This is a genomic window from Terriglobales bacterium (assembly GCA_035691485.1).
Classification (GTDB): domain Bacteria; phylum Acidobacteriota; class Terriglobia; order Terriglobales; family Acidobacteriaceae; genus JAIQGF01.
Map to the genome: position 1 here is coordinate 1 of DASSIZ010000014.1, position 24,348 is coordinate 24,348.

Annotated in this window: 23 protein-coding genes; 12 read left to right on the plus strand and 11 right to left on the minus strand. The window is 60.2% G+C overall.

Translation table 11 applies throughout. The features are described 5' to 3' along the window. Nucleotides 1–537, minus strand: a complete 537-nt coding sequence (locus tag VFI82_02185) for a nuclear transport factor 2 family protein (protein ID HET7183464.1) — start codon at nt 535–537, stop codon at nt 1–3. Between the two features lie 414 nt (nt 538–951). Between VFI82_02185 and VFI82_02190 the strand changes: the two genes are divergently transcribed. Beyond that, entirely contained in the window at nt 952–1,341 is a 390-nt protein-coding gene (locus VFI82_02190; GenBank protein HET7183465.1) for a response regulator, read from the plus strand. A gap of 213 nt (nt 1,342–1,554) precedes the next feature. Continuing rightward, nucleotides 1,555–2,700, plus strand: a complete 1,146-nt coding sequence (gene bshA, locus VFI82_02195; protein ID HET7183466.1) for an N-acetyl-alpha-D-glucosaminyl L-malate synthase BshA — start codon at nt 1,555–1,557, stop codon at nt 2,698–2,700. Here bshA and VFI82_02200 read toward each other — a convergent pair. The 4 genes from VFI82_02200 to VFI82_02215 all read right to left on the minus strand — a co-directional run bounded on the left by VFI82_02200 (nt 2,667) and on the right by VFI82_02215 (nt 8,031). Then, nucleotides 2,667–4,025, minus strand: a complete 1,359-nt coding sequence (locus tag VFI82_02200) for a histidine kinase (GenBank protein ID HET7183467.1) — start codon at nt 4,023–4,025, stop codon at nt 2,667–2,669. The genes bshA and VFI82_02200 overlap by 34 nt on opposite strands. Before the next feature lie 145 nt (nt 4,026–4,170). Beyond that, nucleotides 4,171–5,454, minus strand: coding sequence for an alanyl-tRNA editing protein (locus VFI82_02205; GenBank protein HET7183468.1), 1,284 nt, complete (start codon nt 5,452–5,454; stop codon nt 4,171–4,173). A 97-nt stretch (nt 5,455–5,551) separates the two neighbouring features. Continuing rightward, entirely contained in the window at nt 5,552–6,784 is a 1,233-nt protein-coding gene (locus VFI82_02210) for a threonine synthase (protein HET7183469.1), read from the minus strand. Beyond that, on the minus strand, nt 6,784–8,031 hold the full coding sequence (locus VFI82_02215) for a CBS domain-containing protein (protein HET7183470.1): 1,248 nt from the start codon (nt 8,029–8,031) through the stop codon (nt 6,784–6,786). The genes VFI82_02210 and VFI82_02215 overlap by 1 nt, the downstream gene beginning before the upstream one ends. 336 nt (nt 8,032–8,367) lie before the next feature. On the opposite strand from VFI82_02215, the gene VFI82_02220 reads away from it, so the two are divergent. The 3 genes from VFI82_02220 (at nt 8,368) to VFI82_02230 (ending at nt 9,696) form a co-directional block, all read left to right on the plus strand. Continuing rightward, nucleotides 8,368–8,817, plus strand: coding sequence for an ATP-binding protein (locus tag VFI82_02220; protein ID HET7183471.1), 450 nt, complete (start codon nt 8,368–8,370; stop codon nt 8,815–8,817). Then, nucleotides 8,814–9,161, plus strand: a complete 348-nt coding sequence (locus VFI82_02225; protein ID HET7183472.1) for an STAS domain-containing protein — start codon at nt 8,814–8,816, stop codon at nt 9,159–9,161. The genes VFI82_02220 and VFI82_02225 overlap by 4 nt, the downstream gene beginning before the upstream one ends. 88 nt (nt 9,162–9,249) lie before the next feature. Next, nucleotides 9,250–9,696 carry a hypothetical protein gene (locus VFI82_02230; GenBank protein ID HET7183473.1) on the plus strand — a complete coding sequence of 149 codons (447 nt, stop codon included), beginning with the start codon at nt 9,250–9,252 and terminating at the stop codon, nt 9,694–9,696. Nucleotides 9,697–9,830: 134 nt separating this feature from the next. Here VFI82_02230 and VFI82_02235 read toward each other — a convergent pair whose 3' ends face one another. From VFI82_02235 to VFI82_02250, 4 genes are all read right to left on the minus strand, one after another. After that, on the minus strand, nt 9,831–11,015 hold the full coding sequence (locus VFI82_02235) for a glycosyltransferase (GenBank protein HET7183474.1): 1,185 nt from the start codon (nt 11,013–11,015) through the stop codon (nt 9,831–9,833). Beyond that, a complete protein-coding gene (locus VFI82_02240) occupies nt 11,012–12,247 on the minus strand; it encodes an MFS transporter (protein HET7183475.1) in 1,236 nt (411 codons plus the stop codon). The genes VFI82_02235 and VFI82_02240 overlap by 4 nt, the downstream gene beginning before the upstream one ends. A gap of 84 nt (nt 12,248–12,331) precedes the next feature. After that, on the minus strand, nt 12,332–12,727 hold the full coding sequence (queF, locus tag VFI82_02245) for a preQ(1) synthase (protein HET7183476.1): 396 nt from the start codon (nt 12,725–12,727) through the stop codon (nt 12,332–12,334). A gap of 84 nt (nt 12,728–12,811) precedes the next feature. After that, complete coding sequence (locus tag VFI82_02250; protein HET7183477.1) at nt 12,812–13,813, minus strand: YihY/virulence factor BrkB family protein; 1,002 nt, start codon at nt 13,811–13,813, stop codon at nt 12,812–12,814. A gap of 135 nt (nt 13,814–13,948) precedes the next feature. Between VFI82_02250 and VFI82_02255 the strand changes: the two genes are divergently transcribed. The 3 genes from VFI82_02255 (at nt 13,949) to VFI82_02265 (ending at nt 17,315) form a co-directional block, all read left to right on the plus strand. After that, entirely contained in the window at nt 13,949–15,208 is a 1,260-nt protein-coding gene (locus tag VFI82_02255; GenBank protein ID HET7183478.1) for an efflux RND transporter periplasmic adaptor subunit, read from the plus strand. After that, nucleotides 15,208–16,212, plus strand: a complete 1,005-nt coding sequence (locus VFI82_02260; protein ID HET7183479.1) for a tetratricopeptide repeat protein — start codon at nt 15,208–15,210, stop codon at nt 16,210–16,212. Before VFI82_02255 ends, VFI82_02260 begins: the two co-directional genes overlap by 1 nt. Nucleotides 16,213–16,517: 305 nt before the next feature. Further along, on the plus strand, nt 16,518–17,315 hold the full coding sequence (locus tag VFI82_02265) for an alkaline phosphatase family protein (GenBank protein HET7183480.1): 798 nt from the start codon (nt 16,518–16,520) through the stop codon (nt 17,313–17,315). Between the two features lie 18 nt (nt 17,316–17,333). Here the strand turns inward: VFI82_02265 and VFI82_02270 are convergent, their stop codons facing one another. Both VFI82_02270 and VFI82_02275 read right to left on the minus strand, forming a co-directional pair. Continuing rightward, nucleotides 17,334–18,857: a hypothetical protein gene (locus tag VFI82_02270; GenBank protein HET7183481.1), complete on the minus strand. Its 1,524-nt coding sequence runs from the start codon at nt 18,855–18,857 to the stop codon at nt 17,334–17,336. Nucleotides 18,858–18,965: 108 nt separating this feature from the next. Beyond that, nucleotides 18,966–20,162, minus strand: coding sequence for an ABC transporter permease (locus VFI82_02275; GenBank protein ID HET7183482.1), 1,197 nt, complete (start codon nt 20,160–20,162; stop codon nt 18,966–18,968). 189 nt (nt 20,163–20,351) lie between these two features. Here VFI82_02275 and VFI82_02280 point away from each other — a divergent pair, with 189 nt between their 5' ends. From VFI82_02280 to VFI82_02295, 4 genes are all read left to right on the plus strand, one after another. Further along, on the plus strand, nt 20,352–21,695 hold the full coding sequence (locus VFI82_02280) for a TolC family protein (GenBank protein HET7183483.1): 1,344 nt from the start codon (nt 20,352–20,354) through the stop codon (nt 21,693–21,695). 316 nt (nt 21,696–22,011) lie between these two features. Continuing rightward, complete coding sequence (gene hpnJ, locus VFI82_02285) at nt 22,012–23,532, plus strand: hopanoid biosynthesis associated radical SAM protein HpnJ (protein HET7183484.1); 1,521 nt, start codon at nt 22,012–22,014, stop codon at nt 23,530–23,532. Between the two features lie 12 nt (nt 23,533–23,544). Continuing rightward, a complete protein-coding gene (locus tag VFI82_02290) occupies nt 23,545–23,967 on the plus strand; it encodes an EamA family transporter (protein ID HET7183485.1) in 423 nt (140 codons plus the stop codon). Beyond that, complete coding sequence (locus VFI82_02295) at nt 23,964–24,347, plus strand: hypothetical protein (protein HET7183486.1); 384 nt, start codon at nt 23,964–23,966, stop codon at nt 24,345–24,347. The genes VFI82_02290 and VFI82_02295 overlap by 4 nt, the downstream gene beginning before the upstream one ends. Nucleotide 24,348 lies beyond the last annotated feature (1 nt).

The following is a 24,348-nucleotide window of genomic DNA, read 5'->3' on the forward strand; positions in this document are numbered from 1 at the left end:
TTACTGGCTCGCTGATGGCACTCGCGTTGACTGAAACGCGACTATCTTCCAGTTGCCCTTGCGCTTCACCCAAACCTGAGTGGTGCGGTAATCGCCACTATATGGCTTTCCGCCGACGGTGCCCTTCGAAGAGGCCAGCGCGATGCGCACCGCGGTGTCTCCATACGCATGGATCTTGCTCTCGTGGGTGTCAACGGAGTCCCACTTTAAGGCACCGGACTTGACGTTGCCGATCTCCTGAGCTTTCGTTGATAAGTTGCCGTCGCTGTGGATTGCCGTGAAATCATCGGCGCAGTACTTCTCCATAAAGCCGGTATCGGCTTTCGCGAACGCCTGTGTGAGCTGATCTGACAACGCGACGATTTGCTGCTCGACATTCTCGCGTCCGGTCTGTTCTACCGCAGTCATGCCGTGACCAGAAGTTTTCCCGCTTTCTTTGGTGCTTGCGGGTGGATTTCCGCCTTGCGCCCAAGCCAGCGACACGACCAGCAGGGAGACGGCGATCAAAACCGGAACAATGAGTTTTATGCTTTTCATGGAAGTGACTCCTCGTAGTTGAGGTTGGGAGCCGATGGAATAGGCGATGATTCTGCTCTCAGATTTGCGCGGTGTCAAACAAGCGGAGAGCTGATTTCGTCCAATCGCCGGATTTGCGAACTACTCCGTGTTCGAGCGAAGTCCCTAACCCGAACCGCCTTCAGGCCATGAGGCAAGGATAGCGGTGACCAGGAAAAGGGCGGTCAACGATGCGGTTTTGGCGCCGAAACAGCGCTCCTGTGCTCCGAGATGGCACGAAAGTCGGGTGTCATACGGTTCACGCCGGCGATAAATTTGCCGCTTTGGGCATCTCTTTTCCAAGTAGAAGAAACTAAATCAGGCAGCCTTGGGGCAGGTTGCCGCCCGGCCATTTCAGCGTACGCAGTCGTGCGCGCTTCGCGCGAAGGGGCCATCATGAAAGCCGTTCTTTTCGTTGACGACCACGAGATGTTGGCTCGCCTGAGCTGCGAAATCCTGGAGATGCAAGGCTACAGGGCGGTTTGCGCCTACAGCGCCGCCGATGCGCTGGAAAAATTCCAGCGAGAAAAGTTCGACATCATCGTCACCGACATGCGCATGGAAGGCATGAGCGGTTTGGAACTGGCGCGCAAGGTCCACTCCATCAGCCCGCACATCCCCGTGATCATCGTGACGGGATACGGGCCGGTCGAAGGCGGAAGCGACGTCAAGGCGTGCCTGGCCAAAGAAGAACTCTTCCCTTCCCTGCTGGAAAAGATCAAGCTCTACCTTGACGAAGCCGGCGGCAAAGAAGAAGAGGCCGAAGAAGCAAGCCGCGCGGTGTAGGTCTGCTTCCGCGCACTGCCATTCGCTGACCATCAAGCTGTCCGCCACCCGTCTCGGCCTTTTCTACCGCCGACGATATTCCCGAAGTAAGACTCATTCCGCTTTGCGGACTTCCCCGCAATTTGCGAGTCCCCGGCTGCTGCAGGACAATCAAACCCCGTGCACCTCGAGTGCAGCATCTGACCACGCTTAATGGCCGAGAGCATTGCGCCCATGAAGATCGGCATAACCTGCTATCCGACGTACGGCGGCAGCGGCGTCGTCGCCACCGAGCTAGGCATCGAGCTGGCGCAACGCGGGCACGAAGTTCATTTCATCACCTACGCCCAGCCGTTCCGCCTCTCCGGCCCGCAGCCGAACGTCTGGTATCACGAGGTCGAGGTCTCGCATTACCCGCTCTTCGACTATCCGCCTTACGACCTGGCGCTGGCCACGCGGATGGCGGAGGTGGCGGAGATCTACGCGCTCGATTTACTGCACGTACACTACGCCATCCCGCACTCGGTGAGCGCTTACCTGGCGAAGCAGATGTCGGCAACGTCGAAGAACAAGCGGCGGCTGCCGTTCGTCACCACGCTGCACGGGACCGACATCACGCTGGTCGGGCAGGACCGCTCCTATCTTCCGATCACGCGCTTCTCCATCGAGCAGAGCGACGGCGTCACCGCCATCTCGAAGTACCTGCGCGAGCGTACGCTCAAGGAATTCGAGCTCAGCAGTAACATCCAGGTGATTTACAATTTCGTGAATTGCGACGTGTACCGGCGCGATCCGGAGGCGGCGGAACGCCGGCGTGAGTTTGCGCGCGAGGACGAGCGCCTGTTGGTCCATCTCTCCAATTTTCGTCCGGTCAAGCGGGTGCAGGACGTAATCGAAATCTTCGACCGGGTGCAGAAGAAAGTTCCCGCCAAGCTGCTGCTCATCGGGGACGGCCCGGACCGCTCGAGTGCCGAGTGGATGGCGATGGAGAAGCGCATTCATGACCGCGTCATATTCCTCGGCAAGCAGGACAAGGTGAACGAGAAGCTCGCGACCGCGGACGTGCTGCTCCTGCCCAGCCAGTTGGAGTCTTTCGGGCTGGTGGCGCTGGAGGCGATGGCCTGCCAGGTGGTGCCGATCGCAACCAACGTGGGCGGGGTGCCGGAGGTGATCGAGCACGGCAAGAACGGATTCATGGCCGAGGTGGGCGACGTGGAAGGGATGGCGCGCTGCGCCATTGACCTGCTCACCAGCGGCGAACGATTAAAGGACATGGGGACAGCGGGAAGGCACACGGCGCAGGGCCACTTCTGCTCGACGCGAATCATTCCGCAGTACGAGAAGTTCTACCGCGGCGTGCTGGAGCGGGCGTCGGAGTAAGCCGTGGAGACCGAGACCCCGATGTCGTAGGCTTGCAGCACCGGCAGGTTCAGGCGAATGAGGGTGCCGCCGATCGAGCCGCTATCAATCACCATTTTGGCGGAATCCCCGTAGAGCACGCGCAAGCGCTCGGCGATGTTGGCCATGCCGATGCCGCTGCCGCCGATCCCGCTGGGCGGCTCCAGGATGTTGGCAGCGCCCATGCCCACGCCGTCGTCCTCGACCTCCACCACCACGTGCCCGTCATCACGCAGGCGGCTGCGCAGGTAAATGGTGCCGCCCTCGATCTTGGGCGCCAATCCGTGCTTGATGGAGTTTTCGACCAGCGGCTGCAAGATCATGCTGGGTACGACCACATCGAGGGAGGCGGGATCGAGGTCTTTGACGACGGTCAGCTTGTCGCGCCCGAAACGCACCACCTCGATGTCGAGGTAATCGTCGATGAATTCGAACTCCTCGCGCAGCTGGACGAAGGCGTCGCCTTTGCGCAGCAGTCGCCGCAGGATGTTGGCGAGCTTCACGATGACGTCACGCGCAGTGTCGGGATCGAAGCGCACCAGCGACGAGACCGAGTTGAGGGTATTGAACAGGAAGTGCGGGTTGATCTGGCTCTGCAGGGCCTCCATGCGCGCCTGCAATAGCGCGCGCTGCTGCTCTTCCAACTTCATCTCGATGCGCGTGTTGTTCCAGATCTTCATCGGGATGGCGACGCACATCACCGAGGCCGCGAAAATGGCGACCTGGATCCACATACTGCCGCTGTCGACGCTGAAAATCCGGTTCGGCTGCCAGCGGTGAAGTTCCAGCTTGAGGAAGCGCAGGGCGAGGATCAGAAAAAAGAACGCGATCTGCCAGTCCACCTTGGGGCGCGGCAGGTTGCGGCGAATCCAGCGATAAATGCTGAGGTCAATGCCGGGGGAAAAGGACCAGATGTCCTCGCGGTCCTTGGTCAGGTCGTGCATCTTGCCGGCAACGATGCCTGCGAACACGCAGAACGGCAGGTTGATCCATTCCGTGTGCACGGCGGAGGGCAGCGAGACCAGGACCCCGCCCAGCAATCCGGCGAGTGGCCCGCCAATGATCCCGGTCAGCATGGAACTTTCAAACGAGAGGTCGGCGGCCAGGAAATTCGGGGTGGTGACCCGTACCACCACGCCAAGCGCGAAGGGCATGCCAATCCAGAGGACGAGGTAGAGGGTTTGCGGCAGGGAGCGTTGCTCGGCGAAAAGCAGGTCTTTGAAGGTGCGCGAGCGCACCAGCGCGCTGGCCACGGCGGCAGCGACGCCAAGCTGGATCAGCAGGTTGATGGCTACAAGGCGATCCATGCGTGTTTCCAGCCTACTCTAGCATGTGTTCACGACCAACATAGCGATTCACCACAAATCGGTTCACCACCGAGACACCGAGAACACCGGACTACACCGAGTTCTTTTCCATATCGGTGCGCCTCGGTGTATCCGGTGCCGGTGGTTAAGAAGCATTCGTGATCTTGCTCGCAACGGAATCGAGCAGCGCTTGAACGTCGGCTCCAGCAGGAGCGCCCCCCTGGGCCATGTCGCGCGAGCCGCCGCCTCGTCCGCCGGCTGCCGCCATGGCTTCCTTCATCAGATTGCCCATATCGAAACCGCCGCCGGCAGACTGCGCAAAGACCAACGATGGCTGCGGCGAGGCAGCGCCCAGCAGGGCAACCACGTTGGGTTGCGTGCTCAGTTTTTGCGCCAGTAACTTGACGAATGCGACATCGCGGTCGGTGAACGCTCGCTTTACCAGGCGAATGCTGCCGGCTTTTGCGTCGCTAGCCGCGCCGGAGACTAGCGCCACACGATCGGTTGCATCCGCGAGCATCGCCGCGGCCATAAACTCCGCCAGCTCAGCCAGTGTCTTCTGCTGGCGCTTCCCTGCCGCCTTCGCTTCATCGGCGTTTTTGCGGATTTGCTCCGGGATGTCGTAGATGTGGCTGGAGAACAGCGCCGCCGCCGAGGTCAGGGTTTCGAAATCCTTGCGGGCGGTGCGAATGGCACGTCCGCCACAGACGAATTCCACGCGCACGCCCTGCTTCACCTTCTCAGTCTTGCGCAGCAGGATGGAGCCGATCTCACCGGTACGACTGACGTGCGTGCCGCCACAGGCGGTGAGGTCATGGCCGCGAATCTCGATCAGGCGCAGCGTGTCCTTCAAGTCGGCAGGAATTTTACGCACGCCGAGCGCGCACGCTTCTTCGAGCGTGGCGAACTTGATTGCAACGGGAACGTCGTCGGTGATGATTTCGTTGCAGCGCCGCTCGGCTTCGCGGATCTGTTCCACGCCGAGCGACTTCACGTAGAGGTCAATGGTGCAGTTCTCATCCCCCATGTGGAAGGAGACCGTGGGCGCATTCAACAGTTCGATGAACACGGCCGAGAGCAGGTGCTGGCCGGTATGCTGCTGCATGTGATCGCGGCGGCGAGGCGCATCGATCACGCCCCGAACCGGCACGTCCCGTTTGATGGCGAGGGGAAAAAAGTCATCTGCCGGCGTTTCGACGTAATGCAGGACGGAGCCGTCTTCGCCCTCGGCCACCTCGCTGACGCGCAGCTTCGTTCCTGAGCCGGTCTCCAGCAGCCATCCGGTGTCATGAAGCTGCCCGCCGCTGGTCGGGTAGAAAGCAGTGCGATCCAGCACCAACGCAAGTTGCCCGGCCACATGACGCGATTCAAGATAGGTGGCGTCGAACTCGGTGAGGTTCGGGTCGGTGTAATAAAGGCGCTCGCTCATATTCGTTCATGGAAGTATATGCACACGCGGAGGCGCGTGGGCCGCACGCACGCGTTCGAGGGCGAATGCTCTCCACCACTTATCAATGCACCAGTCATCAGTAGGGTTGGATGATGCCGCCGATGGCCCTGCCCGCGGGTTTCGCCGGGGCCGCCCCGGCGAGGGCGTTCTTTTTGCCCAGGTAAGCGGCGATTACGTCAATGTATTTCAGACCGGAACCGGTATTGAACAGGACAACGGTGTCGCTCTTCTTCAGGAAGCCTGCAGCGCGCAGGCGATTGTAAGCCGCCAGGGACGCCGCGCCCTCAGGAGCGGCGAAGACACCTTCGTCGTGCGCCCATGTCTGGAATGCTGCCATGATCTCATCGTCGCTGACGCCGACGGCGATACCCGAGCTTTGCTTCAGGATGTCGAGCACGATGTAGTCGGCATAAGCTTTGGGGACACGCAAGCCGGCAGCGATGGTGGCGGCGTTTTTCCAGGCTTCGGAGACCGGCTGGTGCTCGTCCCAGGCTTTGACGATGGGAGCGCAGCCGGTGGATTGGACGGCAATCATCCTCGGCCGCTTCGCACCGGAAATCAGCCATCCCAGTTGCTGCATCTCGTCGAAAGCCTTCCACATGCCGATGAGGCCGACGCCGCCGCCGGTGGGATAAATCACGGCATCGGGCAGAGTCCAGCCAAGCTGTTCGGCGATTTCGTAGCCCATGGTCTTCTTGCCCTCGACACGGAACGGCTCCTTGAGCGTGGAGACGTCGAACCAGCCTTCTTTTTCCTTGCGCTCGCCGAGCATGCGGGCACAGTCGCTGATGAGGCCGTCGATCAGGTTGACCTTGGCGCCGTAGGATTCGCATTCGATGCGGTTGGCCTGCGGGACATCTTTCGGCATGAAGATGTGCGCTTCCAGTCCCGCCGCCGCGCAATAGGCGGCCAGCGCGCTGGCGGCATTGCCGGCGGAAGGGGCGGCCAGCTTCTTCAGCCCGTAGGCGCGCGCCATGGTAACCGCGGCGGACATTCCGCGCGCCTTGAACGACCCAGTAGGATTGATGCCCTCGTCCTTGATGAAGACGTTCGGCGTGGTGCGGCTGGGCAGCATGGGCGAAAAACCTTCGCCGAGCGTGACCGGAGGCGCGTCCGGGAGAACTTCGGCATAGCGCCACATGGAAGCGCCGCGACCGGCGAGCGATTCGCGGGTAAAGCTGTTCTTGATGGCGTCGAGGTCGTAACGGACGTAGAGCGAGCCGGCGTCACGCGGGCAGAGGGTCCGAGGCTGATCGGCACTGAGGCGCTCGCCGCACCTGGAGCACTCGAGATAAGAGATGGTGGCCATTACTTCACCTTGCTTCGAAGCAGGGAGATGACATCATCGGCGGTGACAACGCCCGTCAGTTTGCCGTCCGGGTCCAGGACGGGAAGCGTGAGCAGGTTGTACTTGTCGAACAGCTCGGTGACATCTTTTTCGGTGCAGGCGGAGTTGCAGGAGATGAGGGGAGCGATCGACAGCGAGACCAGCGGCGTGTCGGATTTTGCAATGACGACATTGGAAAGCGGCACGGCGCCGACGAGCTTGCCGGCCTCGTCGAGCAGAAAGATGGAGACGACGCCTTCCACGCCGCCCTCAAAGCTGCGCAAGCGTTCGACGGCGTCGTTGACGGTCGCCGTGCTGGGCAGCGCCAGGTACTCGGTGGTCATGCGTCCGGCGGCGGTGTTTTCGTTGAACTCGAGCAGCTCGCTGACTTCCTCGCGCTGTTCCGGTTCCATCTCCTGGAGAATTTCCTGCGAGCGTTCCGCCGGCAGATCGCCGAGCAGGTCGGCGGCGGCATCGGGGTCCATCTCCTCGACGATGTCGGCGGCGCGATCGGAGTCGAGCGACTCCACAATCGACCGCTGCAGCTTGGGGGTGATCTCTTCCAAGGCCTCGGCGGCGACTTCTTCGTCGAGGGTCTCGAAAACGGCCTCGCGCTCAGCGGGAGCGAGCTCCTCGACAATATCGGCAATGTCGGCGGGATGAAGCTTGGCCAGCCGTTCGTGCGAGATTTTCAGTTTTACGCGGCGGGCAGGGTCGGTCTCGATGATGTCGACAAACTCCCAGGGAATCATTCTCTCGGGCAGCGTCCGAAGCAACGGACGGAGAGCGCCGCCCGGAACCAGTCCCTTGAGAAGACGACGGACGGCGCCGCGAGCACCGACATCGACGGCGGCGAGCTTGAGCGCAAGATGGTGATCGCTTACGTCTTCATGGAGATCAACATCGTTGACGCGCACCACCTTGCGGCCGTGGACGTCAATAATCTGCTGGTCGAGCAGATCGCGCTCCAACAGCAGCAGGCCTTCGGAGGCGGAAAAAGCGGGCCATTCCGAGGCCTTGTTGCGCGCCTTGACCATGCCGTCAATGGAGGCCACCTGGTTCATGCTCAGGAGGCGGTCTTCCCCTTTACGCGTGCGGACCACCAAGGCGGCGAGACGAACGGGATCGTCCTGCGGAGAAAGCGCCACCTCACGGACACGTCCGGCATGAGCGCCGGAAGAGTCAAAGACCGGAGCTCTCAGCAGTTCGGACAGGGCAAAGGTGGACATAGGACAAGGCGCCCAAGGCCAAAGTACAAGGCGCAAGGCCCAAGGATCAAGGAGCAGGGCCTACGCTTCATAAGATGCCTGCCTGAGCATACGTAAAGGGAGAGGGGGAATCCAGCAGACAGTAGTCATGAGTCGGGAGTCAGGGGTACCCGGCAGTCAGCAGGCTCGACATACCGGGATTTCGATAGCTCCTCGTGCGTTGCGCCTTGGGTAGTGAGCCTTGAGCCTACTGTTCGCGTTGACATTCCTGGGTTCGATAGGCAAACTACCGAATTCGCGGAGCAAGGCCGTTTCCGGCGTATGCCGCCAAGCGGCTGGGCTGGACCGTAACAACTTATGTCGACCGCCATGCGGGTCTCCTACAGAATGGATTCGACGCTGGAAAGCGTCAACCAGGCCGAGGAGGTCGCGACCAAAATCGCGACCAAAGCCGGCTTTAACGAAGAGGACGTGAACCGCATATCGATGGCGGTGCGCGAGGCGGCGGTCAATGCGGTGCTGCACGGAAATGCGTACGATCCGGCGAAAAAGGTGACGTTCGGGTTCGAGAACACGGGCGAAACGCTGGTGGTCACGGTCTCGGACGAAGGCAAGGGGCTGAAACCGGAAGCGATTCCGGACCCGCTCGCGCCGGAAAATCTGCTGAAGCAATCGGGACGCGGAATTTTTCTGATTCGGGCATTCATGGACGAGGTGCGGATTCGCACCCTGGAACCAGGCACAGAGATCACGATGATCAAGAACGTCCACGGCCCCAAGGCCGGGGGCAAGGAGGAATCCAAGTGACGATGAAATCCAGCACGCGCCAGGTGAATGGAATCACTATTGTTGACCTGAGCGGCCGCATCACGCTCGGGGAAGGCAGCGTGGTGCTGCGCGACCTGGTCCGCGACCTGCTCAATCGCGGCAACAAGAAGATCCTGCTGAACCTGGGCGACGTGACCTATATCGACAGTTCGGGCATCGGCGAACTGGTCAGCGCTTTTACCACGGTGCGCAATGGAGGAGGAGACCTGAAGCTGCTGAACCTGACCAAGAAAGTGCACGACCTGCTTCAGATCACGAAGTTGTATACCGTATTTGACATCAAGGACGACGAAGCCGCAGCGGTCGGTTCCTTCGCCAAGTAATCCTCCCGGGAGCGCGGTCCAACCGGGCCGCGCTTCAGCCAAGCCACAGGCTCCGTGTGACAGATGATGCCACGGTCCGAGGACTTCTGTGAAAACCTTTGCCATCGTGCTCGCCTCGCTCCTGATGGGATCGGGCGCGGCGGCGAAGTGTATTCCCCACACCGAGGCGGAGAACAAGATCGGGGCGCAGGAGTGCGTGACGGGACAAGTGGTGAGCGTTGGGCAGAGCAAGAGCGGAACGTTCTTCCTCAATTTCTGCCAGAACTACCGTGAATGTCCGTTTACGGTGGTGGTGTTCCCTTCCCACGTGAAAGATGTCGGCGACGTGCGCGCGCTGGAGGGAAAGACGATCGAAATTTTCGGGAAGATCACCAGCTGGCGTGGTCATGCGGAGATCGTACTGCGCGATGTGCGCCAGTTGAAGGGCGAGTCCGCAAAACTTCCGCCGGTTCCGAAAGAATATGACGCGGAGCGGAAGGGGAAATTCAGTCCCAAGGCGCCATCTGCCCCCAAGAGCAAAGCATCGCCGCAGTAAGGAATTCGAAATTGGAAATTTGAGAATTTGAAATTGAAAATTCTAAGTTTGGAACAGGTACCAGACATCGACAATCAACGGCATACTCGAACCGTTTTCGAACCTCAAATTTTAAAATTGCAAATTTTCAATTCCTACACCATTCCCTTCCGCAATTCCTCCAATTCATAGCGCGTGCCTCGCCAGATGATTCCGCGGTGACGAATCGTGTGCGCGATAGAACGCAACATGGTGAACACGATGAGCAGCGCGCTGATCGGATGGAAAAGAAAGGTCCAGGCCGGCACCGCGGTCCGGCGTCCCATGCCGACGTAGATGCCGGCAAGCGCAATGAGGGCAGCGGCGTAAGGAAGCTTGGGCCAGCGCGGCGCCAGGACAATTCCGATCAACGGCATGAGATTCAAAAAGAGCCAGAGCACACAAGCTCCCAGAGCCTTGGCGATACGGAATTGCATGAGCGCGAACAGGTTCTTGGTCAGGTTCCGCGAGAGGCCAAGAGCGCCGCGTCCCCAGGACCAGGGCAGCAGTCCCGGCCCGAAGACGTTCCGCTGCGCCAGCCGGCGAGCCTTGACGAGCTTGCCGAGTTTCATGTCCTCGATGACTTCGAGGCGGAGCGCGCTGAAGGTGCCGACAGTCTGGTAGGCGGCGCGGCGGATGAGATTGAACGGGCCGAGGCCGATGAAGTCGGCGGAGTCGGGATCGTCAACTTTCCATGGGCGATGCCCGAAAATGAACAGAAGCTGAAAGCCGCCAAGCATGATTTTTTCACCGGCGCTGTGAAGGATGTAACTGGGAAAAAGCACGAGGTGGTCGGCCTGCTGCTGCTCGGCGCAGCTAATCGCGCGGCGGAGGCAGTCGGGGCGGAAGCTAACGTCGGCGTCAGTGAAGAGAAGGTAGTCGCCGGTCGCCTGCTGTGCCGCCAGCCACATGGCGTGCGGCTTGCCCAGCCAACCGGGGGGCAAGTCGATGACGTGCAACACATGCAGCGGCGCGCCACTGTGGGCGGCAGCGAGGCGGGTAATGATTTCGCCGGTGGAGTCGGTGGAGCGGTCATTGATGGCGAAGACTTCGTAATTGGGGTAATCGAGCGCGAGCACCGAGCGCAGAGCGGCTTCGACGTGCGCGGCTTCGTTGCGGGCGGGAACGATGATTGAGACCTTGGGGTTGCCGGCTTTCGCTTGCCGGTTGGCGGTTTCAAAGGCGTGCCCTGCCCATTCGGGCATAGTGATATCCGGAACGCGCCGGATGTTGCGGCTGTCACGAAGGCGGTCGATCCAGATCCAGGCGAGCACCAAGCCGAAAAACCACCACGCGATCACAGGACGGCTCCCGCGGGTTGCGGTTCGTCAATTTTGATCGGAGGAGCGAACCGCTTGCCGTAATACAAAATGCCGGAAGCAATGCCGACGGCAACGATGGCGGCGAGAAAACCAGTCTGCAGCGAACTGCGGTCGGAGATGTATCCGACCAAGGTAGGAGAGAAGGCGTCGCCGAGAAGGTGAATCGTGAACAGGTTGACGGCGATGGCAGTTGCACGGATGTGGGCGCCGACAGAGTTCACGACAGCGGCGTTGAGCGGCGCCATGTTCAGGAAAAGCAGAAATTCAGTGAGGAACATGGATGGATACATCCATGAGCCATGGCTGGTGATGGCGACCAGCATGACCGGAAGAGCGATCAGCATGGTAATGGACGAAACAATGTAGTAGCCGCCGCGGTTTTTGCGCAGAAAGCGGTCGCCGATCCAGCCTCCGAGCAAGGTGGCGAAGACGGCGTTGAACGCGGTGATGCCGCCAAAAATCAGGTTGGCTTTTTCCAGCGGCTCGTGACGCATGCGAGAGAGGAAGGTCGGCATCCAGACCTGGAGAGCGCCGACACCGAAGGTCCACATCGCCATGCCGAGGGTGGCGGTCCAGAAGGCGCCATTGCGGACCAGGCCGCGAACCGTGGCGCGCTCGCGTGTCTCAGGAAGCGTGTCTTGCATGCCGCGGGCAGGTTCGGGGATAAATGCGAGAGCGGCGGCGAGGAGGAAACCCGGAACGGCAGCGACGTAGAAAGGGGCGCGCCAGCCATGGATTTTGCTGACGCTGCCACCCACGATGTAACCAACGGCAGTGCCGAGACCGATGCAGAGGTAGAAAACGCCGAGAACGCGCCCGCGCTTCGCTTCCGGAAAAAGATCGGCGAGGAAGGATGGCGCAATGGTCACAAACGTGGCTTCGCCGATGCCGACCACCGTGTGGCGGATGAAGAGGGTGCGGAAATCGAAGGTGGCGGCGGTCAGCAGCGTGGCGGCGCTCCACACGATGGCGCCGGCCACCATGATGCCGCGGCGCTGCACGCGGTCAGCGAGCACGCCGATCAGGGGCGCGGTGAACATATAGCAAAAGAAGAAGGCGGTGGTAAGCAGGCCGAACTCGGCGTCGGTGCGGTGAAATTCGTTTTGCACCAGCGGCTGCACGGCGAAGAGAACGGAGCGGTCAACATAATTAAAGAAGTTCAGGCCGGTGAGGATGGTGAGGGCGGCGACAGGGTGGGCGGCACGGCGCATGCGTGATTGGGGAATATAGCAGTTGGAAGGGGCTGGGGGTTAGGGGCCGAGTGGCTGTGCCGGGAAGCGGATGCCGCTTAATGACTACTTTCGTCGTGGCCAGCGGGCGATGACCGTGCTGCCGATGCCGCCGCGTGCGTTGAATTCGCCGGTAACCTCGGCCCAAATGGGGCGAGCGGCGCGAACCACGTCTTCCAGGACGCGGTTGACAATGTTCTCCTGGAAGATGCCGAGATTGCGGTAGGTGAGCAGGTACTCCTTCAGCGACTTGAGTTCGAGGCAGCGCTGGTCGGGCATATAGCGAAGAGTGAGGACGCCGAAGTCGGGCAAACCGGTCTTGGGACAGACGGAGGTAAATTCCGGGATCTCGATGAGGATTTCGTATTTCGGAAACTGATTGGGCCAGGTTTCGATGTCGGGAAATCTGGCGTCGAGACCGGAGCGCGCGTGTTCAGGGGTGTAGCGTGGAGTCCTCGGCATCGCGATTTATTGTAAATGGCGGTTGAGGGTTGGCCTAACCGCGGAATTTCCCCGTCAGCTTAAAGTCCGAGAACCATAAATGTACTACGCGGCCTGGTCCTTGGCCTTTTCGGCTTCGGTGCGAAGGTCTTCTTCCCAGGCGGGGCGGACGCGGATGGCGTGCGGCGGAGGCTGCTTCAGGGGGAGGCGTCCGTGTCCGGCGGCTTTGAGCAATTCGCTATTGAACTCCGCACCGACCAGGATCATGAACCAGCTGTAGTAGAGCCAAGCCATCAGGGCAACGGCACCGGCCAGCGTTCCGTACGTCTTGTTGTAGTTGGCAAAGCTGCGGAAGTAGAAACCCAGGGCGCTGGAAGTGGCGATCCAAAATCCTACGCCAATGGCCGCTCCGGGAAGGGTGGCCCAGAAACGTTGTTTGACGTTGGGCGCCTGGAAGAATGTTACTTCCACGGCCAGCACCATGAAGGAGACGGAAAAAATCCAGCGCAGGATAGGCCACGAATAGGCGAACTGTTGGCTGAGACCGACCTTGGCAGCGAGCCATCCGCCGAATTCAGGTCCGACGAACATGAGGGCTACGCCGAGGACCATGAGGATGCCGGTAACGAACATCAGCTCGATGGCGAGCAGGCGCGTCTTCCAGAAGGGGCGGGTTTCCGGAACGTTATAGGCGACATTAAGGGCCTCGATAAGGAAAGAGAATCCCCCTGAGGCCGCCCAAAGTGTGCCGAGAATTCCGAAGGTCAGGAAACTGCCTTGATGGGGAGTGATGATCTGGTTGAGAACGGCGCGAACCAGACCCATGCTGTCCGGAGGAACGAACTGTGCCATGGCGGCGAGGATGCGGTCGAACAGGTTGGGTATGGGAAGATAGCCGACCACCGCTGCCGCCAGAATCAGCAGCGGGAACAGCGACATGACAAAGTAGTACGACAAACCGGCAGCCATCGCCATAATGTGGTTGTCGAGAATGTCGGCGTAGGCTTTCTTGAAGATGTCGAAGTATTTGAGGACTTCCCTGATTCGGCCCATAAACGCGCCCCACGAATTCTTTCGATGCCGGATTGCGGCGGGAAGTCGAATCATTCGTAAGCTCCAGACATCTAAAGAGCTTTGCAAGCTGGCGAAAAGATTGAGCGAAACTTCAGGTCCGGCGCGGTGTCTTACTAGATACGTATGTCTTTGAGTGGATTACGGTTAAGTTATACTGGTTGATTGGCAATGGCCAGGCAGCAGAATCCGAAAGGCGGCTGGTACGGCCGGGTGCACCGGCTGTGGGTGATCCTGGCCGCGATTGTGGTAGCGGTGATCATCCTGGCGGCGTTCATGTCGCGTCGGCGTGAAGTGCCGGTACACACCGCCAAAGCCAGCCGGGAGACGATTACCGCGACGGTGCAAACCAACGGCAAAATCGAGCCGATCAACAATTTTGAGGCGCACTCGCCGGCGGCCACAGCGGTGAAGCGAGTACTGGTCCGGGAAGGCCAACATGTGAAGGCCGGGCAACTGCTGGTGGAGCTGGATAACGCCGGGTTCCGCTCGCAGGCGGCGCGGGCACAGGCGCAGATTCGAGCCGCCGAGGCGGATTTGAACTCGGTGCGCAGCGGCGGAACGCGCGAGGAAGTTTTGACAACGCAATCGCAATTGACCACCGCCAGGGCCCAGCGGGATGCGGCGCAACGAAATCTGCAAGCGATGCGCGCACTGCAGGAGCGCGGCGCGGCTTCGCCGGGAGAGGTAGCGGACGCGGAAAATCGGCTGAAGGTGGCGCAAGCGCAGGTTTCGTTGCTGGAGCAGAAACTAAGTTCGCGATATTCGGGGCCCGAGGTGGCCAAGGTCCAGGCGCAGAAGGACGACGCCAAGGCGGCCTACACGGCGGCAGAAGAACTTCTGCGGCAAACCAACGTTACCGCGCCGCACGATGGCCTGGTGTATTACCTGCCGGTTCATGCCGGGCAGTTTGTCGCGACCGGCGAATTGCTGGTCGAGGTAGCCGACCTGCAGAAAGTACAGTTACGGGCCTTCGTCGACGAGCCTGACGTGGGCCGACTGCAGCCCGGACAGCAGGTGAGGGTCACCTGGGATGCGCTTCCCAACACGAGCTGGGACGGGAAGATAACGCAGGTACCGACGACGGTAGTTACTCTCGGCACGCGCAACGTGGGCCAGTTCACTTGCATGGTGGAGAATCCCGAAGAGAAACTTTTGCCGAACGTGAACGTTAATGTAACCATCGTTACGGCAAAGCACGACAATGCGCTGACCGTGCCGCGCGAGGCCATTCACCAGGATGACGGCAAGCGCTTCGTTTACCAGGTCGTGGACGGGGAGTTGGTCCGGAGGGACGTGCAAACTTCATTGGCAAATCTCACCAGGATGGAAGTCACCCAAGGACTGCAGGACGGCGCAGTAGTCGCGCTGAACGCGGAGAACCAGCAGACGCTGAAGCCGGGCATCTCGGTACGGGTGGTACAGGAATAATGAGAAAAACTGGATTGATGATCACCGCTCTGTTGGCCTTAAGCCTGGGCGTCGCCCGGGCCGGCGCGACGACGGAAGGGGCAACCAACACGGCGCCGGTCACACTGGGAGCGAAGGACCTGTTGTCGGCGGGGCGGGTGGACGAAGCGATCAAGGCGTTGGACCTGCGGCTGAAGAATGCGCCGAGCGATGCCGAGGCGTATAACCTGCTTTCGCGCAGTTATTACGCCAAGCAGAAGTGGGATTCGGCAATTCAGGCGGGCGAGAAGGCAGTCAGCCTGGCGCCGAAAGTCAGCGAGTATCACATGTGGCTGGGCCGGGCGTATGCCGAGAAAGCCGACCATTCGAACTTCGTCACGGCGGCAAAGCTGACCAAGCAAATCCGCCAGGAATTTGAACACGCGGTTGAGTTGGATGCCTCCAACGTGGCGGCGCGTTCCGATCTAGCAGAGTTCTACCTGGAAGCGCCTGGGTTCATGGGCGGCGGAAAGAGCAAGGCGCGGCGCGAGGCGGATGCCATCGCGCAGCAGGACGAGGCGCTTGCGCACTGGCTGCAGGCGAGCATCCTGGCGAAAGAAAATAAATTCGATGAGGCGGAGCGGGAATACCGCGCCGCCATCGAGGCCAGCCATAACCAGGGCAGCTACTGGCTGAATCTGGCCTCGTTCTACAGCCGGCAGAAGCGACTGGATGAAATGGAGATGGCGATCACGCAAGCGATCGCGGCGAACAAGAAACGCCCGACGGTGCTGTTTGACGCGGCGCAGATCCTGTTCGGCGCGGGGAGAAACCTTGTGGGCGCCGCCAACTGTGTCCGTAAGTACCTGGCGGGCGGCGCGACGGTCGAGGAAGCTCCGGCATTCCAGGCGCATTACCTGCTGGGGTCGATCCTGGAGAAGCAAGGCGACAAGGCGGGCGCGGCGGCGGAATATAAGGCAGCCCTGGCCTTGGCCAGCGACTACGACCGGGCACGCGAGGCGCTCGACAGGTTGAACAGCAAGTAAATTTCAGAATTCAGAGTGGAAGCCGGCACATCCTTGGGTGTGCCTTTTTCTTTTGGCTGAAGCCGACCCACCACAGCCACGTCCGGGACGACGCCAAAACGGGGTACAACTCAGCTTCCATTCGTCCCCTCTTAGAGAGTGTGCGCGACTCCGTCTTGCGGTTCTCTGCTCTGCTACTCACGTCGGCGGTGGCACTTCAGCTCTGCGCTTGCGGCGGGGCTGCGGGGGTTACAAACTCCGCGGTCGGGGCCCTGACCACGGGACCATCAGCAGCAGGAGCACCATCGTTCCCGCGGTTTGCGAACGTGGTCGTCGTGTTGGAGGAGAACCACAGCTATTCCCAGGTGATCGGCAATTCCGCGATGCCCTTCCTGAATCAGTTGGCTACCGCGAACTCGGTCGCGACGCAGTACGATGCCAACGCCCATCCTTCGCTTCCGAACTACTTCATGCTGACGACCGGGCAGTTGATCACAATGGACGATAAATTTCCTGGCCCGGTAGCGGACGACAACATGGTCCGCGAACTGGTGACTGCCGGAAAGAGTTGGAAGTCGTACGCCGAGAGCTTGCCGTCGGTCGGTTACACGGGAGGGGACAAGTATCCCTACGTGAAGCACCACAATCCGTTTGCCTATTTCACGGACGTGATTGGCACAGCGCAGGCAGCGAACCTGGTGCCCTTCCCGCAATTCAGCGCCGATCTGAGCGCGGGGCAGCTGCCGAGTTTTTCGTTCATCATCCCGAACCTGCAACACAACGCGCACGATTGTCTGAATGGCGGGACGACCTGCTCCGATAATGACAAACTGGCGGCCGCCGATACGTGGCTGCAACAGAACATCGGGCCTCTTCTGAATGACCCGAACTTTCAAGCGAGCGGGCTACTAATTGTCGTGTTCGATGAAGGCGCGCTCTCGGACCTGGCAGGCGGTGGCGGGCACGTCGCCATGGTGATGGCGGGAACCGGGGTAAAGAAAGGTTTTCAATCGAACGTCAGCCACGATCACGCGGCGCTGTTGCGGCTCGTCCTGAAGGGGCTCGGGGTACCGAACCTGCCCGGTTCGGCGGCCATCGCGGGCGACATGGCCGAGTTCTTCTAGGAGACGTCAGCTACACGGCTAGTAAAGTTTCGCAGGAATTCTGCACACCAGCACGGTGGAATTGCGATAAGGGCAATCCATACCTGCCACCGGGTGCTCAACTATCACCCAATCGACTCCGAATCGTTGGCCTAGTTTCTGGAAATCTGCCACCTGAAAACTGTACCAGCCTTCCTGGGCGCGCACTTGCCGCTGCCACTCCTCCGCCAGCCGGGGAAACATACTGACGGCACCGCTGTCCTTGATAGCATCGGCCAGCATGCTGCGCTCGGCCAAGGCGCGAAAGCCGTGCTGGTCCTCCCCGGGCAAGCCCATGTGCCTGGGATTGAGAGCGAAGTAGGCGTCGACGGGGGTGTTGTGACGAATCCACAAGAAAGCCTGCACCCAGTCGTTCCGCGTCCTGGTCCAAGGCAGCTCCAGGTGCGAAGTGGCGGGAAAGAGCTGCCGCTGCGCGTACCACATGCCCAGGCACAGGGGCACAAAAAGCAGTAGCCAGCGCCAGATTTTGTCTCGCAGCACGAACTCGGCCAGCAGTCCGCCGCCTAACGCGAAGAGCAGAATGTAGACCAGATGCAGGGACCGCATAGGCTGCAACTCTGCCAGATTGGCAAAGCGTGGAGGAATGGTCAGCGCCAAGGCGGCGGCAAAAAACAGCAGCTCGAACAGGATCAGGGCTGAGCTCATCAGCTTCAGGCGAGGCAGTTCATGGCCGCCGGCAAGCCCCCGATACCACCACAGCAACACGATGGGGCCTAGAATTCCCAGCCATTCGTACCACTCCCAGCGCAGAAGAAAAAAATACCCGCGTGTGTTGAGGATCTCGCGGTAAGCGTCGGTTACAGGGGGAAATAAGCGCAAGGGCAGGAACAGGCAAGCGGCGATGGAAAGTTTCTCCCTGCGCTCCAGAGCAATGACCAGCAGCACGTAGGCGAAACCGAAGACCACCATCAATGGGTGGATCAGGGCGGTGAGCGCCACCCACAAGCCGGCCCGGATCCATTTGTGCTCCACCGCGCTCACAATGGCCAGCAGGAGCATGGGAGCGGATAGGGAACGCGGGTTGGGGTACTGGTCCATCATGTAGAGCCGGGTACCGGCCACCGGGATGGTCAGCAGAGCGGCCACCATGGCCGCCGCACCCCAGCGCGCACGAGGGCTGGCAAAGCACAGGCGAGCGATCTGCCAGCAAGCGAGCAAGAGCAGAAAGACGGATAACAGATGCCAGGCAAGTACGGCATAGTCCAGGGAGACATGCGACAACCGCACCGAAGCGGCAATGAGGTTGGGAAACAACGTCAGGTGGGCATGCGAGGCGAAGAATGCCTGGTTGTGGGGATAGAGGTGGGGATTCAGCGCCTGCTTGATGCCGGGAAGATAAATCTCTGCGTCTTCGACTTCGGGATGATAGCCATGCACCAGCACCGCGGCCACGGTCAAGAGCAGCAGAAGAAGGAAGGTGACGGGCGTGAAGGCGACATGGGGCCGGACGGAGGCGGGCTCAGTCGCCGCTAGCGTCGGCGCTGCGCACGTAGTATTGGGCATAGGACGTATCCAACTTCCTGTTGGGCTGAATACAGAAAATGCGCGAGCCCCCAACGCCGCCGTGGGTCGGATCGGGCCGCCGGGTCGCTGCGCGATTGCCAAGCCAGGCTACTCGTAGTGCAGCGCCTCGGTGGGCTGCAGAGCCGACGCGCGCCGTGCCGGCAGGTATCCGAACAGTATGCCGATGCTGCACGATACCACCAGCGATACGACGACCGACAGCCACGAAATCGGCAGGTAAAGTCCGTTCAACAGGATGAGTTGTGCACCGATGGGGAGCGCCACGGCAATCGTGATTCCCACCAGAGCGCCCATGCCGCTGATGATGAAGGCCTCGATCAGGAACTGCCACTCGATCTCGCTGCGCCGCGCGCCGATGGCCATGCGGACCCCGATTTCACGCGTTCGTTCGGTGACGGTCACCAGCATGATATTCATGATGCCGATGCCGCTGATGATGAGGGTGACGGAGGCGACGATAAGCAACACGATGGTGAGGGCATTGGAAATGCTGCGTGCGGCGCTCAACATGGCAGCCAGGTTCTGCACGGAATAAACCGCTTCCGGACGGTGGCGGCTCTGCAGCAGTTCGGCGACGGCACGCGTTGCCAGCGGCACGTCGTCTGGGCTGTCCGCCTGGGCGTAGAAGGTCTTGATGAACTCTGTACCGGTGAGATCCCTGATCAGCGGGAATGGAACGATGACGGAATCGGAGGTGATTTCGGTCTGGCCAAAAGTGGCGACCCGTTCCTTGAATATGCCCACCACGGTGAGGGCGAGACTGGCGACCTTGATCTGCTGGCCGACGGGATTTTCGAACCCCAACAGGCTGGCCAGGTGTTCGGTGATGACGGCAGCCTTAGCGCGGTTCTGAATGTCGATGTTGTCAAGAAATCGGCCGCGCACCACATCGAGACTGCGGACTTTATCGAAATCGTTGGTCACCCCAATTACGCTGACCGCATATTCTCTTCCGGCGACGGTGATGGCGACCTGGGTATCGAAGGTACCGGCGGCGTGCCTGACAAAAGGCAAAGCGCGGATAGCTTGCAGGTCGGCGAGCGAGACCTCATCACCGAGCGGACGAGCTTGCGCTGGGCCGGCACCGATGTGATAGCCGTACATCAGATTGGCGCCGATGCCTTCGATTTGGGCAAGGATGTATTGCTTGCCGGTGAGGCCAACGGTAACCACCAGCACCAGGCAGGCGCTGCCGATGACTACGCCGAGCATGGTAAGAAAGGCCTTGAACTTGTTGGCCCGCAAGGCGTCGAGGGCCGTTCTCCAGGTTTCGCCGCTGATCATGTCTGAAATAAGTGTAATCGTTGGTCGCAGGATTGACGAATCGAAGGGTCATTGGGCCGAAGAATTTCGGAGTTGCCGCGATCAACGCGCAACCCGGAATTTTGAAGACTACTCAGACCGACGCGCAGCGCCAACCAGCAATCACGGTTGTTATACTCGCCTGCTGTTCGAATCAGGGTAGGTGAAGCGATGAAAGCCTGTGTACACGGATTCTTGAAGGCGTTCCTTTTCATGTTCATGATGGTCTCTTCGACCGGTGGTTGGGGTGAGCCGCTTCCCTTTCGACGGGCGATGGAACTGGTAGAAAGGCGGGGATCAGCATCGGTGGCGGCGGCGGACCAAGCGCGAGCGCGAGCGGCTTATCTTGAAATGCGCAACGTGTTTCTGCCGCAACTGGTCCTGGGCTCGGGAGTCGCCAAGACGTACGGATTTCCGCTGAGCATCGAAGGATCAGCGCCGGCCATCGTCAGCGTGAATTACCAGTCAGCGCTATACAGCCCGGCGGGCCGGGACTTCATGAGATCGGCGCTGCAGGAGTGGAAGGCATCGACGATGACGACACAGGACCAGCGTGCAGCCACGCTGCTGGAAGCGGCGATCACATACATCCAGCTGGATACGGCATCTTCACGAGTGCGCGTGCTGAACGAACAACAGAACGAGGCCAACCGGCTGGTCAGCGTGGTGAGCGACCGCGTGCAAGCCGGAGTAGACAGCCAATTGGAGTTGACGCGTTCCAAGCTGGCGGCAGCCCAGGTCCGCATGCGCCATGCCGAGGCCGAAGGACAGGCCGACGTCCTGCGGGAACGTTTGGGGCAGTTAACGGGGTTGCCCAGCGCGTCGATTGAAACCGTGACCGAAACCATCCCTGAGATCCCCGATCTCAGCCAGCAAGAGGACATTGCGGGCGCGGCCTTGTCGAACAGCCCGGCAGTGAAGGCGTCAGAGCAGGTGGCATCGGCAAAGAAGCTACGCGCCAACGGCGAGCACAAACTGATGTGGCCGGTCATCGACCTGGTGGGGCAATATGGGTTGTTTTCCAAGTACAACAATTACGACCTGTACTTCAACCGCTTCCAGAAGAACAACGCGACTCTGGGAGTGGCGATCCGATTTCCATTCCTGAATTACCCGCAGCGAGCGCGGGCCGAAGAGGCGGACGCCGAAGCGGTGAAGGCGCAGCGACAGACCGATGTCACCAAGCAGCAGGTGTCAACCGACACGCTGAAATTGGCACGCGCCATCAAGCAATTGACCGCCGCCGAACAGGTGGCGCAGCTTGATTACCAGCTGGCACAGGGACAGGCGGACGCGATTGAGGCACGGATCCAGTCGCAGGCTCCGGGCACCCCCGCAGCGCCTGGACAGACTGCTGTACCGCCGCCGGGTCCGCGTGAGCTGCAAAGCGCCCGCATCGAGATGAACGACAAGTATTCGACGTACCTCGATACCGGGTTCGAGCTCCAAAAGGCCCGCCTGCAACTGCTCCGGGCTGCAGGCAAGCTGGAAGATTGGGCGCTGGGCAGACAGTAACTGGTCCGGAGTTGACGGAATCCCGAATGAAGCGAGCTCCGCTTGGTTTTTCAGATGGGCTTCCCAAAACAGTGCGAGGGCACTATTTGATCACTGGAGAGAGAGCTAATAAGTTGAATTTAACTACCTTTCGGGGCATCTAAGCTACCGTTCAGCCTGAATAACCTTGGGGTCGGTGGCGGCCCCTGCTAGTCTGCAGGGAACATGGGGATCTGAGGACTTTTCTTCCCGTGGACCGAGGGAGAGTTCTTGCATGGTTAACACAGCCGGTCCATCTCATTCTGTGGGAGGGTGTTAAGATAACGCGACCCAACACATGCCATTAAAAACGCTATTCCTGAATCCTCCTTCGTTCGAAAATTTCGACGGTGGCGCCGGATCCCGGTGGCCGGCTACCCGGGAGATTGAGTCTTACTGGTATCCGGTGTGGCTGGCGTACCCGACAGGGATGCTGGAAGGGGCTCGACTACTGGATGCGCCTCCGCACCACATTTCGGCAGAAGAGACGATCCGGATCGCCAAGGATTATGAATTCCTGGTCCTGTTCACCAGCACTCCCGGATTTCCCGGCGACATAAAGCTGGCCGAGGCGATCAAGACAGCGAATCCGAAAATCAGGATTGCCTTCGTGGGGCCGCATGTATCAGTGCTGCCGGAGAAGAGCCTGAACGAGGCGAAATACGTTGATTTCGTGGCGCGCAAGGAATTTGACTACGCCGTCACCGATTTTGCCAAGGGCAAGCCGCTGGAGGAAATTCCGGGAATTTCCTACCGCAAGAACGGCAAGGTGGTGCATAACCCCGAAGGGCCGCAGATCAGCGACCTCGATGCCCTGCCGAACGTTACCGAGGTCTACAAGCGCGATTTAGACGTGCGGCGTTACAACGTCCCATTCCTGCTGCATCCGTTTGTTTCGCTGTACACGACGCGCGGGTGTCCCGCGCAATGTACCTTCTGCCTTTGGCCACAGACGCTGAGTGGACATCCGTGGCGCAAGCGTTCCACCGACGCGGTGGCGCGTGAGATGGCGCAGGCCAAGGAATATTGGCCCTACGTCAAGGAATTCTTCTTCGACGACGATACGTTCAACATCCAGAAGGCGCGGACGATTGAGCTGTGCGAGAAGCTGAAGCCGCTGAAACTGACCTGGTCGTGCACCTCGCGGGTGACCACGGACTACGACACGCTGAAAGCGATGAAAGAGGCCGGGTGTCGCCTGTTGATCGTGGGATTTGAATCCGGGGACCAGCAGATTCTGAAGAACATCAAGAAGGGCGCCACGCTGGAGCGGGCGCGGCAGTTCACCAAGGACTGTCACAAGCTGGGGCTGGTAATCCACGGAGATTTCATTCTCGGCCTACCGGGGGAAACTCGCGAGACCATCCGCCGCACCATCGATTTCGCGAAAGAGTTGGACGTTGAAACCATCCAGGTTTCCGTTGCGCACGCTTACCCGGGGACGGAGTTGTACGACTTCGCCCTGAGCAACGGCTTTTTGGCGAACCGGGAGATGGTGGATGCCGGCGGGCACCAGCTGGCGCATATCGAATATCCGGGGCTGCCGGCGGAAGAAATCATTGGGGCAGTGCATCGTTTCTACGACGAATACTATTTCCGTCCGAAGGCGGTGTTCCGGATCGTGAAAAAGGCGTTTTTCAATTCCGAGGAACGCAAACGGCTCTACCATGAAGCCAAAGGCTTCCTGAAAGTTCGTGCCAATCGCAACCGCTGGGTGAAACAGCAGAGGCAGAAGCCAGTTGCACCCCCAGCGCCGCCATCAGGAGGCGAACCGGTTTCTGAGAGGGAGCCGTCGGTGGTGGAACCCGCCAACGCCTGAGATCGACCTTTTGTGAACTTCCGTGAGAAAGCCACCCTGGCCGGGGTGGTGTTATTTGGCGCTTGCGGCGATGTCGCGCTGTCACGCGGCATGAAAGCCGTGGGAACTCTCTCGCTGAGCCACTGGACCGGGGCCATCCACGCCATCTTCACACCCTGGGTGGGGGCGGGAATCATTCTCCTGCTGCTGTTCTTCGTCAGCTATCTCAGTTCCCTTTCGTTTGCGGATCTCACCTACGTTCTTCCTGCTACTGCGGTCGGCTACATCCTGATGGCGCTGATGGCCAAGTTCTTCCTGCATGAAAACATTTCGCCCTGGCGCTGGGCGGGAATTGCCTTGATCGCGTTAGGAGTTGGATTTGTGACAGCAGGGCCAGCCAAGACGGCGACTGCACGCGGGGCACAACCGTCACCGCCAGCGGCAGGAACCGCGTGACCGGCCTGCACTATACCTGGGGCAGCATCCTGGCGGTGGTGATATTTTCGACCGCCGGCGACGTGCTGACATCGCTGGCAATGAAGCAAAGCGGCGATGTAGGAAATACCTTTAAAACAACAGGTTTAGCAAATACAATTAAAGTTGTACTTGGTAATCCGACGCTGTGGATCGGAATCGCATTCATGGCGTGCGCATTCTTTTCCCTCCTGTTCGCTCTTTCCTGGGCGGACGTCAGCCTGGTGGCGCCGGCGTCCGCTTCCCTGACGTTTATCGCGAATGCAATCGTCGCCAAAATTTTTTTGCGCGAACACGTGGACGGCCGCCGATGGCTGGCTGCCATTCTGGTAGCTGCGGGCGTGGCGTTGGTGGCGAGGTAGC